Raw genomic sequence first — 15368 nt, 5'->3', positions numbered from 1 at the left:
CAAGAAAAAAACAATCTTTTTAATAATAATCCAGCGTCTCCTCTCCTGTAATGACCATCAATTTCAGAACTTTCTGTTTGCCCAGCTCCGGCATGTCGATATGCACGATGTACAGGCCGCTGGCCACGCGCCAGCCCTTTTCGTTCTTCAAATCCCAACGGAAAAACTGGCTGTCGTCCCGCTTTTCCAGCTTGCGCACCAGAGCGCCGTTTAATGTAAAAATGCGAATGATGGCATGCGGCGGCAGATGGTTAAAGGTTACAAAGTGCGTAAAACGATCGGGTTCCATGCTGCTGGCCGCGTAATATGGATTGGGAAAAACGTTAATTTTTTCCACGTCTTTTTTCATCAATTCCGGATCATTTTCGATTTTGCCTGGCGCGTTAAAGGTAAAAGTCAAATTTTCATCCGGGCCTTTGGTGGTGATAAAACGGATCACCGTATTGGTTGGCGGTAAGGTGGCCGCGCCGCCATAATCACAAATGATGATGCCTGACAAAATTTCCACACTGTTATCCCACCAACTGTAACTAAAAACGCCGCTTTCGATATCCTGCGCAAATACCGGGTAACTCCCCTGTTCATTTATTGGTTTGCGAATATCGATCCAATCCGTTGCCGGAAAACCGAAAGCAGGGTCCTGATAGGCAAAATCGAAAACGCCGGGCGTTGCTCCGCCCGAATAACCGCCCGTTAAACAGCGGATATCGTCGGTAGCATCGTCATACGTTCCCCGGCCCACATCCCAGGCTTCAAACGGAACACGCGCCGCAAGCTGGTTGCTGTCTTCTGCCCACCACAAATAGTAACCACCGCTTTCAGTAAAGCGCAATTCAAAATCATGGTTCATGGCATTGCCCAGTCCGGTCATGATCCGCTCAAGGCTTCCCCCTTCTCCTCCGCTCAGGTAAAAGCGATTGGCGTCATTGGGCGAGCTGAGACTCTGCCACACATAGTTCCCGCCATACGGGGCGCCCCGGGCATCGAACTCATCTTCGGTTAAAGGGCCTTCGGCGTCGGCCACCTGTACAATGGCTTTTAAAGTAATGGGCGGTTGCCACACCTTTACCTGCAAGCCATCGACGATTAAAAAATCATTTCCCTTTGTTTGCTGAAAAAAATTACCCTCCAAAGTTTTGATCGGTTGATTTTTCAAAACATCCGCACTGAGGGTTACGTCTTTTAAATTCCACACCCATTGGCCAAATGTTTCCGAAGTGGTATCTTCATCCTGCGTGAAATAAACCTGATATTGATGCCCGGTAAGCGCAGCAGGATCGACAACCTGAACCTGGCATTGAAAATCGCTTTCGTGCGAGGCCGTCACCTCTATGCTCTCTTCGGGTTCCGCCAGATAGCGGTTGCCAGGTTTGGCGGGCTGGACGGTGACTTTAATCAACTGATAGTCCGATTCCAGGGCGGCCACATCTCCGGATTGCGGATTGTAGTTATAGCTGGTCACGGCAAAGTAATAGGTAGAGCCGCGGTAAAAGGGGCGGCCATTGATGGAATCGCCGCGGGCAATAAAATAATATTGGATGCCGGAATCCGTTCCTTCCTGAACCACGGTTCTGACATATCGTCGTTTATCTGGCAGATAGCGTAGCCCTTCTATAGAATAAACGCCATTGATGCGATCAAACGTTGCCAGCTTTACCGTACGCGGATCTTCCAGGTTGGCCTGCGAATCGGGCAACTGATAAACATTGTATCCCTCAAAGCGATAGCCGTGGCGAACTTTTTTCTCGATTTCTTCCACGTTTTTCACATCCCAGCCCCAGTTTAGCACCACAAACTCATCAAAGGGCGAGGCCTTAACGCGCGGCGCCGGAGGTTCGGGATTAACAGGCCTTAAGTCCCGATCGATCATATCTTCTAAAATTTGATTAAACGATTTCAATTGAACAATGCCCTGGCGATGATCGTTACCAACGCCGCCTGTCACCGCGTAAATCACTTCCTGACGGTCATGCGGTTTCATGGTGAACGGCCCAACATTGATCATCAAACGGCGATCGCCCGGCGGAAGGTTTTCGCCCTGACCGTCAATGTCGCCCCACTGTGCCGTGGGATCGTTTACCGGATCGCCGCTGAGCGGAAATCGCGTAATCTGGCCCTTTTGCGGCCCGCTTCGAAAGATCACAGGTAGGGGATTTAACAAGTCTGGATAGGGAGCGTAGCCGCGCATTAGATTGTAATAAAAGATGGCCATTTCAATTATGCCATAGTCCGGATGTCCCCAATCGCTACCGGCTGCCAGGTAATTGAAGCTGCTCATGGGCAAATTACGATAGCCCGTTTTTTGTTCAAAATTAACCATTGCCGTATCCAGCGGGTTACCCGTTTGAACCACAGGGCCCTGCAACAGGCCAAAGCCCACCACCGCCGGCGGCATCCTGTATTTTTTAAATTCGAAATCTTCAAAGGAAGCATTGTAAACATAACCCAGATTCAACGTTGAATCACAGCCCACCAGATCATTGCCATAATCTCCGAGATCCGGATCGACAAACTTGCTAAAATACATGTTTTCAATCGTTTTGTCGGATTTATTAACAACAACATAACGTTCAAAAACAGTCTGTGAAAGCGGCAAAAAATCGCTTTCGTAGGTCCAGAGCGTAATTTGAACTTCCAGCCCGATGGAGGGCGTGTCAAAAACTTCCTCCACTCGCATCTGATCAAGATCATTGACCACCAGCCAAACGACCTGATCGGCTTCGGCAATGCCGGGATAGTCGCCCATATCGCTTAAAGGATAGCCGTTTTCATCCAGCACGGGATCGTAAACGCCATTGCCATTCACATCGTTGAACGGCGCGCCGGCATCAGTCGGCCAGTTCTTCCAGTTGTCGGCGTACCAGTTTCTTAGTTCCGAAACCATGATCTCCGGGATAATCTCGTCTTTAAGTTGAAAAACAACTCTTAACTCATCTTCAAGCTGGGCGCGGCTTAGCGTGCGCCAGTTTTTCCGAACCTTAAACAGCCGTTGAAAGGTCGGATCAACGCTCAGCTGACCGTTATTTTCCACAATTCGACCGGGAATGGTTGCCGCCCGATAGGTAATTCCGCCCACGCGCAATAAGTCCAGCGGTTCCGTGGAAGTAGAATCCTCAACCATGCCGCCCCACACAAAACCGTCGAGGAAAATCACCGGCACCTTATTCACTGTAAAAAAACCGCCCTGCGTGTTTAATGGATGTTTTCCCAGGCTACCCTGGTAATCAATCCAATAGCGCCACATATCGTTTTCGATAATGGTAAAGTGGTTGTAATCTGTTACGGGCGCGCCTTTTTTTTCAGCAAACTTACGGCCGGCTTTTAATAAAAATGGCAGAACAAACATCAACAAAAAAACAATTCTTATTTTCATGCCAAACCTCTTTTATCAGGTAACTTTTAAAATGAATTATTTCCTGCGTTTTTTAAGCGGACGCTTTACGCGCAAGGCAGAACAAATTCCTTAATCTAATAATAGCAATCATCATCAACGATTCAATGGCGTTTAAAATGCCCTTTCTCTCTCCGTCAACCGCCCCTCCTGCGGCGCGGTAAAATCTCTTTTAAATTAATAATAATCAAGCACCTCCTCTCCGGTAATGACCATCAATTTCAGAACTTTCTGTTTGCCCAGCTCCGGCATGTCGATGTGCACGATGTACAGGCCGCTGGCCACGCGCCAGCCCTTTTCGTTCTTCAAATCCCAGCGGAAAAACTGGCTGTCGTCCCGCTTTTCCATCTTGCGCACCAGAGCGCCGTTTAAAGTAAAAATGCGAATAATGGCATGCGGCGGCAGATGGTTAAAGGTTACAAAGTGCGTAAAACGATCGGGCTCCATGCTGCTGGCCGCGTAATATGGATTTGGGAAAACGTTAATCTTTTCCACGTCTTTTTTAAGCAAGGCTAAAGATTGTTCCGGTTTCCCCGGCCCCTGAAAATTAAACGTTAAGTCTTCTGTAGGTCCTTTCTTGGTAACAAATCGAATCACAGTGCCGGATGGCGGCAAGGTACCAGCGCCCCCCATATCACAAATAATAATCCTTGCCAGAACTTCTTTTGAATGGGACCACCAATTGTAACTATAATTGCCGGAAGTAACATCTTCATAATATGTCTCATAACTTCCGCGAGAATTAATTGGCACTCTGATATAAATCCAATCCGTGGCCGGAAAACCTAAAGCAGGATCTGTGTAGGCAAAATCAAAAATTCCGACCGTACCGCCTCCTGAATAGCCTCCCGTTAAACAGCGCACATCATCGCTGTCATCATCATAGGTTGCAGGCCCCACGTCCCAGGCTTCAAAAGGAACTTCTGAGTAAACATTTGCATCGTACCACCAGGCAAAAATGCCGCCCTGATCGGTAAAACGGATTTCAAAATCATGTTCCCTGGCATTTTCAATATTTCGAGTCATACTGAATAGATCGCCATCCCCGCCGCCAGCGCTGATGTAAAACGGATTTTCATCATTTGGCGAACCGGGATCGTGCCACACATTGTTACCCTGAAAGGGCGCGCCCTGCTCATCATATTCATCCGGCTTTAAAGGCCCTTCTGCATCGGCCACCTGTACAATGGCTTTAAGACCCGGCGCTGGCGCTAAAACTTTAACAAGCAAGCCGTCTGCCATCGCAACATCGTTGACAACATCTGCCATATTTTGCTCATCTTCAAAAATCAAAACCGGAATGTCTTTTAATAATACTTGACCGCTGGTTAAATCCTTTAGATGCCAGAACCACTTACTATGCAAAGGATCAAGCGAATCCTGTACAGAGGTAAAAGAAATCTGGTAATCATGATCCGTCAACAGAGTTGGATCAACTACCTTCACCTGGCAAATGACATCTGTTTTTTGCGATGCTGTAGTTTCAATTAATTCTTCCGGTTCTGCCTGGTAACGCAGACCCGGTTTTTGCCCCTGAATGGTCACCTTGATCACCTGATAATTGGATTCCAGAGAGGGAAAGTTTTTTAAATCCGGATTGTAGTTATAACTGGTCACGGCAAAGTAATAAGTCGATCCTCGATACAACGGTTTTCGGTTGATAGAGTCCCTTTTTACCACAAAATATCTTTGAATGCCAGAATCCCGACCAACCTGCAGGGGGCTTACAATTAACCGATTCTCCTCCTGGTCATATTTGAGACCATCTATGGTTTTTACGTTGTTGTCAATATCAAATGTCGCCAGCTTTATGGCCCCAGGATCTTCAATTGTAGTATAGTAATCTGGCAACTGATAAACATTGTAACCTTCAAAGCGAAAGCCGTTTTTTACTTTTTGTTCGATCTCTTCGACGCTTTGCGTATCCCATCCCCAATTGAGCAACACCGTTTGCCCGATCGCTTCCGCTTTAACCTGTGGCGTGGCAGGCATCAGGTCTAAATCTTTAAAACCGTTTTCATAAAATCGTTGAATGATTGCAGCGAAATCTTTAATGTCCGAAATGGGCTGCCGGTGGTCATTACTCTGCGCTCCAATCCAGGCGAAAATAAATTCCTGTTTATCGCCAGGCTCCATGCGAAAGGGCCCGGAATTGATGTAAAATCTTCGATCGCCCGGCTCCAAATTTTGGCCCTGCCCATCTACATCGCCGTACATCCCTTCCGGATCATTAACCGGATCTCCGCTTAAGGGAAATTTAGTGGGCAAGCCGGCCCTGATCCCGCTGCCAGTGATAAACGGCGCCGGGTGCTGGATATCGGCCGTTGGCAGATAACCACGCATTAAATTATAGGTCATCAGCGCAAAAGTGACATCGCCCATTGGGGGGTCGCCATAGGGATAATGATATCTGCTAAGCGCATTGAACGAGGTCATTTTCAGATTTTTGCTATCCGCAACCGGCTTAAAATTGAACATGCCCGTACTACCCGGGGCATCTACCAGCGGGCCCTGGAGCAGCGTAAGGCCTATGGCCGGCGGAATTAAACCTAATTTATCCGCTTCGGGATCCACTGCGTAACCATTGTAAGCAAATCCCAAACTCAATGTTGAGTCACAGCCTACCAGATCATCTTTATAATAGCCAATATCTGGATCCACAAAATGTTGAATGTACATTGAATCAATGACGGCATCGGACTTATTGACCAGCACAAAGCGTTTAAAAATGGCATTGGCCAACGGCAAGAAATTAGTTTGATAATTCCACAATGTAATTTGTAATTCCAGACCTATGGGGGGCGTTCCGGACAGATATCTAACATTTGCCTCATTCAGATCATTCACCACCATAAACATGGTTTCATCTGCCCCGGCAATACCCGGATAATCTCCCTTTTCTACCACGGGATATCCCTGAACGTCAACAATCGGATCGTAGATGCCGTTGTCATTCACATCATTAAAGGGAGCTCCCCATTCCACCGGCCAGTTTTTCCAGTGATCCGCATATCTATCTCTTAATCCTTCTATCATGTAATCAGTGATGTCTTCCTCATTCATATTTAAAAAGATACTTAACTCCTTTTTCAGATACTGGTCGCTTAAACTTAGCCAGTTTTTATGTACTTTAAATATCCCCTTTGAGGCCTCATTTACCACTAATTGGTCCTCTATTTTAATGATACCTCCGGGGCTGGTTCCAATTCGATAATAAATTCCACCCACGCGGGGCGTATCTGTTTCAACAGAATCTCCCTGAAAAAGGCCGCCCCACAAAAACCCCTCCTGGTAAATGACGGGCAATCGCGCTCGCGTAAAATAGCCACCAGCGCTTCCGGTATACGGATCGTACGCCGTCAGGCCTTTATATCCTGCCCAGTAAAGCCAGTAATCATTTTGTAAAAATTGCCAGGAAACGATGCCTTCCGTTGTTTGCATGGACTTAATAATTTTTTTGCCAGGGCCTTTTGCCATGACCAGCGCTGGCGTTAAAAGTAAAAGGGCAAGGATTAAGTTTTTTTTCATGGTCAACCTCAGCAGATGTTTTGTATCTGGCTGCCTAATGCATTTGTTCGCTGGCAATGACCAGCAATTTCAATATTTTTTGTTTACCTAACTCAGGCATATCTACATGAATAACATACATACCACTGGCCACAGAGCGTCCTTTTTCGTTTTTTAAATCCCAGCGTAAAAACTGACTGTCTTCATTCTTTTCCAGTTTACGCACCAGCACGCCATTAAGAGTAAATATGCGAATAACAGCATGCGGCGGCAGATGGTTAAAAGTAACAAAGTGTGTAAAGCGGTCTGGCTCCAGCCGACTGGCGGCGTAATATGGGTTGGGAAAGACGTTTATTTTTTCCACATCCTTTTTCATTAAATCCAGATCATCTTCGATTTTGTCGGGCGCGGTAAATGTAAAGGTCAATTCCTGGTCCGCGCCTTTAGTAGTAATAAAACGGATCACCGTTCCGGATGGCGGTAATGTTCTTGCGCCGCCGAAATCACAAATGATAATATTGGACAGGACCTCCACGCTGTTATTCCACCACTGGTAAGTAAAAGCGCCGCTTTCAATATCCTGGGCAAAAGCCTGGTAACTGCCCTGCTCGTTCAAGGGTTTGCGAATATCGATCCAATCGGTTGCCGCAAATCCGAAAAACGGGTCCTGATAGGCAAAATCGAAAACGCCAGGCGTTGCTCCGCCGGAGTAACCGCCGGTCAAACAACGGATGTCGTCTGAAGGATCGTCATACGTTGCCGGCCCCACATCCCAGGCCTCAAATGGCACACGAGCCGCCACCTTGTTGCTGTCCTCATCCCACCACAGGTACCAGCCGCCGCTGTTCGTAAAACGCAGTTCAAAGTCATGACCGTTGGCATGGTTAATACCGCTCAATAAGCGATCTATTGTGCCGTTTCCTCCGCCGGCGCTAATGTAAAAGCGATTGGGATCATTAATCCAACTCAGGCTATGCCATACATTTTGTTCTGACGTCAATGTGCCTTCGGCGCCAGCCACCTGAACAATGGCTGCCAATCCTTTAGGCTTTGTGAGCACTTTTACCAGCAAACCATCTACAATAAGTTGATCTTCATCCATTTTATCAGGAGGGGTATCTTCATCAAGCTCTTTTATGCTTTGACCGGTCAGTACGGTCAATCCCGTCGTTAAATCCTTTAAATTCCATAAATACGTTCCATAAGTAGCGGAAGCGGTGTCCGTATCCTGGGTGAAATAAACCTGATAGTCATGTCCGGTTACTGCGGCCGGATCCACTACATTTACCAGACAAAGCACATCGCTTTCCTTAGAAGCAACAACCTCTATTTCCTGTTCGGCTTCGCTAAAATAACGATCGCCGGGAGGTTCGTCCTGAATGATTACACTTACTGCCTGGTAATCGGACTCCAGCGAAGGATATTCGGGCAATTCAGGATTGTAGCTGTAGCTGGTCACGGCAAAGTAATAGGTGGAGCCCCGGTAAAATTTTATTTTATTAATTTGATCTTCTTTTATTACCAGATAATGTTTTATACCAGAATTTGAACCTTCTTGCAACAATGTTTCATAATATCTGCCGTTTACAGGATGGGCTTTTAATCCTGAGATTTTTGCAACATCATTGATCAGATCAAACGTGGCAATCTTTACGGTTTGGGGATCGTTCAGCCCTGCATCAGCCCGCGGCAATTGGTACACATTGTATCCTTCAAATCTAAAGCCGTTTTTTACCTGTTGTTCTATTCTTTGTACGCTTTCCGCATCCCACCCCCAGTTTAAAACCACATATTCATCAAATGGCGTTGCCTTTACCTGCGGGACATCCGGCTTCGGGAAAACGTCTTTAAGCTGATTTTGATAGGCCGCTCGTAAATAATTGATAATATTCTTAACCTGTTTAACGGCGCCGAGCCGATCTCTTTCAAGTCCGCCAATGATCGCTAAAATGATTTCTTGCGATTCATCCGGCCTTAAAGTGAAAGGGCCCGTATTCATCATGAACCTTCGATCACTCGGCCCCATATTCCAGCCCTGTCCATCTACATCTCCAAACAAGCCTTGCGGATCATTAATCGGATCGCCGCTTAAGGGAAATTTGGTGGGTTGACCTGCATTGGGTCCGCTGCCTGCTACATAAGGCGTTGGATATTTAAGATCATTGGTCGGTATATAACCGTTTAACATGTTGTACATTTGTAAAGTATAATCAATAACCCCTAATGGAGGATCGGCCAGACTGCCTCCTGATGCCCAATAAACAAAACTGGTCATGGGCAGGTTTTTAAATCCGTTTAGCGGATTAAAATTTTTATAGCCGACATCAGAAGTGTTGCCGGTTTCAACCATGGGCCCCTGCAATAAACAGTAGCCAAGCGCAGGCGGTGGTAAATCTTTTTTGATAGCTTCAAAATCAACATCATTACCATTGTAAGCAAAGGCAAGATTCAAAAGCGTGTCACATCCGATTAAATCGTCAGAATAGTCGCCAACATCTGCATCTACAAACTGCCCTACAAACATGGAGTCAATCGCATGATTTGATTTATTTACAAATACATATCGTTTAAAAATGGTGTGCGCCAAAGGTAAAAAGTCGGTATCATAAGACCAGAGGGTAATTTGCACTTCCAGACCAAGTGGTTCGGCACCCGATAGACTCTTCACTTTTACGCTATCCAGATCATTGACTACCATAAACAGAGTCTGCTCTGCCTGATCCATGCCAGGATAATCTCCTAAATTAGGAATCGGATAACCGTTTGCATCCAGAACAGGATCATAAATGCCATTCTCATTTACATCCACATACGGAGCTCCTAAATTAACCGGCCAGTTTTTCCAGTCGTTAGCGTACTTTTGCCGTAATTCTTCCAGCATAATGAGCGTTATCTGGCTTTCTGGCAGGTTGTATAGTACTTTTAATTCCTTTATTAAATCGACGTCATGCAAATTCTGCCAGTTCTTTTTTATTTTAAATATGCCCTTTGAACTGGCATCGATTATTAACTCATCGTCAACGCGTATAACATGACCTGCCTGGGTACCAACCCTAAAATGAATACCGCCCACACGCGGCGTATCTATTTCACTTGCGCTATCATTTGTTTTTACAATTCCTCCCCAGATCAAACCTTCCAAATAAATGAGAGGGACTCTTTTAGAAGTAAACTCGCCTCCATAAACATTTGGGTAAGAAGGGGTATGTCCCAACTCTCCTTCATAATTTGCCCGGAGATTCCAATAATCATTTTGCAAAATGTTATTTTTGTTAAGGTCAATTGGATCTGTTTGAAAAGAACCAGAAATTTTATTTTTTGGAAAGCCTAATAATGGTAAGCAAACAATTAAGAAGCTGAAAATGAATAATGGTTTCATTTTTAACCCTAATATAATAATATTTTATTACATTTTTTTATCTACCTATGTTTCTAAATCATATCTCTTTCCTCTTTTGTTAAAAGCTCATAAGTTTAAAACCCTAAGATTCTTAAAAATTTTAAATAGCATAAGTTTAAAGATCAAAACCATATAAAAATAATTTCTGTCCAACTAATAAAACACAACCATCCTTGTCAGGCGCGTTGAGTTTTTTTTGAATGCTGTAGAAGCGCAATAAAATATCAAATATCTCCTATTTTAATCACGGTTACAATCAATTATTAATAGTTTATCTATTTTATACTTTTTTCACTCTAAAAAGATAATTCATTTCTTTTATAGCAAAACATTCAATAAAAAGATTTCACTCTTCGTTTGAAATGACAAATTAACTTTTTAGAGCAAACTCTTACTTAATTATTCTAAAAGGGAACAAACTATTTAAATATAAAATTTTCAAAATCAATTATCAAATATTTACGCAGTTTTACTATTTTTAGGAAGGGATAATTGCATATATGTTACATGACGTTCATTTTTAGTTCTTTATAAAAAAAAAGACCGATGGGCAAAGCCCACCGGTCTTATTTTTACAGAGAACCGCGTGCCTCTTAGAAGCCAATACGTATAGTAAACATATTATTCGCGTCAAAGTATTGCACATCGCGGAAAGCATAATCCAGGCCAATCAAAGTGTTGCCAACCTTGTACTGGAATCCTGCGCCCAGGGAGAATGTGTAAAGCTGTTCTTCCGAAGGCGTATTCATGGTGTACAGGTAGCCAGCACGCAAGGCCAGGAAATTTTTGTAATTGTATTCCATACCGAAGCGGAAATCATCGTTCTGCACATTATTGTTAGCAAACGTTCCGGAAACGATCAGCATGTTGCCCGGCATAACCGTGTAGCTGTAGCTCAGGCCCATTTCCAGGCTGGCTGGCAACTGATCGCTGGAAGCGCCACGTCTGATAAATTCCGTTCTACCGTCGATCAACGTTTGCGTCATCAACCCGGTACCGCGGTACTCCATGTTGGAACCGATATTCTTGGCAATGATTCCGAAGGAAACGCCTTCGAGACCGGCCAGGTTTTGGTACTGTAAACCGATATCAAAAGCGATAGCGGTTCCGCTGACACGAGGAGCCGATTCGTAAACCAATTTGGTGGTAATACCCACATTAATGGTTTTGGTCAGCTTGTTGGAATAGGTCATGGCAATCGTGCTGAAAGTTGGCGAAAAGATGCGGCCCGTGCTGCCGTCCATATCTTCCACGGTCGTCAGAGGAATATCGCCAAAATCGAAAGCCTTAATGCTGAAGCCAATATGTCCGAACTTGCCCATGGTAGCGCCCACAGCAAGATAGTTGACGCGAATATCGCCGAAGATATTTACTGTGGAGAACATACCGGCCGCTTTTTGTTCCATATTGGAGAGACCGGCAGGATTCCAGTAAATTGCATCTACCCCGGTGGTAAACACAATATCCGAACCAGCCATGGCCAGGTCTCTGGCGCCCACTGGAACCAGTAATTGGGTACCTGCTGCCGTACCAATCCTGTCTGCATCACCAGCGTAAACAGGCAGTGATGCAAGGAAGAGCACCAGCACGATCCAAATAACACCGTTTAACACTTTTATTTTATTCATATTTTAACTCCCTAACTTTTTTCCCTATCACTGCTATTAAATTAACATTAATAGAATTCAACTACCTGTTCACCCTGAATGATCATCAGCTTCAACGTTTTGGTTTTACCCAATTCCGGCATATCAACATAAGCAATATACATTCCAGAAGCTACAGGTAATCCGGTTTCGTTCTTGAGATCCCATTGTAAGAATTGCGAATCGTCATTCTTTTCCAGTTTGCGAACCTGAACTCCACCGAGCGTAAAGATGCGGATAATCGCATGTTTCGGCAGATGGTTAAAGGTCACAAAACGGTTGAAGCGATCCGGTTCCAGGGAGTTAGCAGCATAATACGGGTTCGGGAACACATTTACTTTTTCAACATCTACTTTGGCCAGATCATCGCTGTAAACAGCAGCCGGCGCTGTGAACGAATAGGTAGTTGTCAACAGGTGTGGTTTATTGGTAACCCAGCGAATTACCGTACCAGTAGGCGGTAAAGTTCCTGCGCCGCCAAAATCGCAGATGATGATACGGGCCAGCACTTCGTAGCTATTAAACCACCAGTTATAGGTAAAGGCGCCAGACAGTACATCGTTTTCATAAGCTTCATAGGTTCCCTGATCATTCATCGGTTTGCGGAAGTAAACCCAATCCGTTGCTGGGAAACCAAATGCCGGATCGGTGTAACCAAAGTCAAAAGAACCTACGGTTGCGCCACCGGAATATCCGCCTGTTAACATACGAATATCATCACTCGGGTCGTCATAGGTCAGAATACCAACATCCCAGGCCTCAAAAGGAACATGAGCAGCTGTGTCCGCATCATACCACCAGGTGTAGGTGCCGCCAGCATCGGTAAAACGCATTTCAAAGTCATGCGCTTGTGCATTGGCAATACTGCGTGACATACGTTCAATACCGCCATCGCCACCGCCGGCGCTAATATAGAAGCGGTTTGGATCATTGGGCGAGCTGAGACTGTGCCATACGTTGTTACCGCCAAAAGGAGCGCCTGCCGCATCATATTCATCTGGCGTCAACGGTCCCTGATCATCGGCAACCTGAACGATGGCCTTAATGCCCGGAGCAGGCCCGGAAACTTTGATCAACAATCCATCAACGATCAACTGATCATTGGCAGCTGGATCCGGTGATTGCGGCTGTTTGGCCAGGACAACTTCACCTGTCGTTACGTCCTTTAAGTTCCAAACAGTCTGGCCATAAGTAACGGAATTGGTGTCTTCATCTACTTCAAAATAAATTTCATAATCATGACCGGTGGTTGCCGTCGGGTCAACAACGATTACCTGGCAAACGCCGTCGTCGTTGCCATTCTTAACAACTTCAACCATTTCACCAGGCTCGCCTTCGTAACGATAACCAGGTTTAGGATCCTGGACCGTTACAGCATGAATAATGGGCGAAGATTCCAGAGCGCGGTCACGTACCAGCGTACCGTCATAATTGTAGGCGGTAACGGCGAAATAGTACGTGGTTCCACGATACAACGGTTTGCCCGTGATGTAGTCTTTATCAACCACGAAGAAACGTTTGATACCGGTGTCGGAACCAAACTGAATGGGCAGGTCAACTACCGTGCCATATTCAGCCGAGAATACCGAGGATTTAATAATACGCACGTCATTGATTTTATCAAATGTAGCAATGCGTACGGTTTGCGGATCATTTAATTTAGCGGTAGCCGAAGGCAACTGATAAACATTGTAACCTTCGAATTCGTAGTTAATAATCTTACGTTCTTCGGTGTCTTTAATGCGATCAACATCCCAGCCCCAGTTCAGGACAACTTTGTCGTCCATTGGAATGGCTTTTACGTTGGGAGCCGTGGGCGGTTTCGGGATGATCTGGAACAGGTTGTCATAAACCTTTTGAGCCACGATATCGGAACTCTTTAAGTCGGCAACCGACTGGATGTTGTTTCCACCCAGACCACCGATCAGAGCTACAACGATTTCTTGCTCATCTCCGGGTTGCATGGTAAAAGGACCGGTTGCGGCAAACATACGACGGTCGCCAGGCCCCATATTGTCGCCCTGACCATCAATATCGCCTTCAACTGCATTCGGATCGGTTACTGGATCGCCAGAGAGCGGGAATTTGGTTGGCTGATCTTTATTAGGTCCACTTCTGTAAACGTAAGGCGTAGGATTGTTCAGATCATTGGTCGGAATATTACCGTTCAACATGTTGTACCATTGCAGGGTGAAATCAATAACACCCATCGGCGGATCCGAAATATCACCGCCCGCTGCGAAATAACCAAAAGAGGTCATGGGCAGGTTTTTATGATCTGGAATGTATTGCAGATTGAATACACCCGTATCGCCGGGAGATTCGATCAATGGTCCCTGGAAGAAGTCAAAACCTGCTGCTGCAGGAGGCAAGTTCACCTTGTTGTATTCGGCATCGGTTACAGGACCATTGTAAGCAAAATGTAAACTCAAAGTGGTGTCGCAACCAACCAGGTCATCGGTGTAATCGCCAATGTCCGGATCGGAATACTGTGCGACAAACATGGAATCCAGAATCATACCGGATTTATTGATCAGTTTATAACGTTTGAATACGATCTGACCCAATGTGTTGTTTGGCTGATTATAGGCCCACAGGGTGATCTGCAATTCCAGACCAATGGGGAAGGTACCGGAATGCGCTCTTACCTTAGCTTCGTTTAAATCATTAACCACCAACCAGATCACCTGATCTGCCTGGGCAAGGCCCGGATAGTCACCCTTAGTTTCATCCGGATAACCGTTCTCATCCAATACAGGATCGTACTGGCCATTGCCGTTTACGTCATAATACGGCGCGCCAAGATCAACGGGCCAGTTTTTCCAGTCTTCTTTGTACTGTTCGATAATAGCCGTGGTCATAGCGTCCGTTACGCCCGTAATGGGCACATTATTCAATTCGGCGGCATCTTGCAATACCTGCGAGGCCGTCAAACTACGCCAGTCGTGGCGAATACGATAGATACGTACACGCTCATCTTCGGCGGAAACAGAAACGGCGTTTTCGCCTTCGCCAATGACCCAACCAGGCGTGGTACCGATACGATAGCCAATACCGCCAACGCGCGGGGTATCTGCAATGGCAATACCGGTATTAGGATCCACTAAATAAGCGCCCCAGATGATACCGTCCATATAAATAGCGGTCATGGCGCCGCGCGGATAGTAACCGCCCGAGGAACCGGTAAAGGGATCGTGGCCGGTCTGGCCTTCATAGTTTACCCAGAAGCCCCAGTTGCCGATATTGCTCATGGTCTGGGTAATCTTAGTAGCAGTAATTTTCGATAATCCGACCGTGCTAACTTCGTTGTATTTGGGTCGGGCAAATGCCTCGTTTTGCACAAGGATTGCCATAAATCCAAATATCAACACGATCAGAAGTAATCGACTTATTCTTTTGTTCATGTTATCTCCTCACACTGTTT

5 protein-coding genes are annotated in these 15368 nt (G+C 45.7%); all 5 read right to left on the bottom strand.

Features of this window, described 5'->3' with window-relative positions; all coding sequences use genetic code 11:
- Positions 1-19: 19 nt before the first annotated feature.
- Positions 20-3373, bottom strand: a complete 3354-nt coding sequence (locus Cabys_RS03930) for a T9SS type A sorting domain-containing protein (RefSeq protein WP_006928862.1) — start codon at positions 3371-3373, stop codon at positions 20-22.
- A 195-nt stretch (positions 3374-3568) separates the two neighbouring features.
- Entirely contained in the window at positions 3569-6919 is a 3351-nt protein-coding gene (locus Cabys_RS03925) for a T9SS type A sorting domain-containing protein (RefSeq protein WP_006928861.1), read from the bottom strand.
- Between the two features lie 34 nt (positions 6920-6953).
- A complete protein-coding gene (locus Cabys_RS03920; protein ID WP_225868908.1) occupies positions 6954-10031 on the bottom strand; it encodes a hypothetical protein in 3078 nt (1025 codons plus the stop codon).
- 860 nt (positions 10032-10891) lie between these two features.
- Entirely contained in the window at positions 10892-11926 is a 1035-nt protein-coding gene (locus Cabys_RS03915) for a PorV/PorQ family protein (protein WP_006928859.1), read from the bottom strand.
- Between the two features lie 47 nt (positions 11927-11973).
- Positions 11974-15348, bottom strand: coding sequence for a hypothetical protein (locus tag Cabys_RS03910; protein ID WP_006928858.1), 3375 nt, complete (start codon positions 15346-15348; stop codon positions 11974-11976).
- Positions 15349-15368 lie beyond the last annotated feature (20 nt).

Origin of the sequence: Caldithrix abyssi DSM 13497, from assembly GCF_001886815.1 — a bacterium.
Classification (GTDB): Bacteria; Calditrichota; Calditrichia; order Calditrichales; family Calditrichaceae; genus Caldithrix; species Caldithrix abyssi.
Note: the sequence above shows the minus strand (reverse complement) of the source record. Positions and strands in the feature narration are given on the sequence as shown.

Bases quoted from the DNA above. Each gene is read 5' to 3' on its own strand.
- Cabys_RS03930 (WP_006928862.1), bottom strand. From the start codon at position 3,373: ATGAAAATAAGAATTGTTTTTTTGTTGATGTTTGTTCTGCCATTTTTA.
- Cabys_RS03925 (WP_006928861.1), bottom strand. From the start codon at position 6,919: ATGAAAAAAAACTTAATCCTTGCCCTTTTACTTTTAACGCCAGCGCTG.
- Cabys_RS03915 (WP_006928859.1), bottom strand. From the start codon at position 11,926: ATGAATAAAATAAAAGTGTTAAACGGTGTTATTTGGATCGTGCTGGTG.
- Cabys_RS03910 (WP_006928858.1), bottom strand. From the start codon at position 15,348: ATGAACAAAAGAATAAGTCGATTACTTCTGATCGTGTTGATATTTGGA.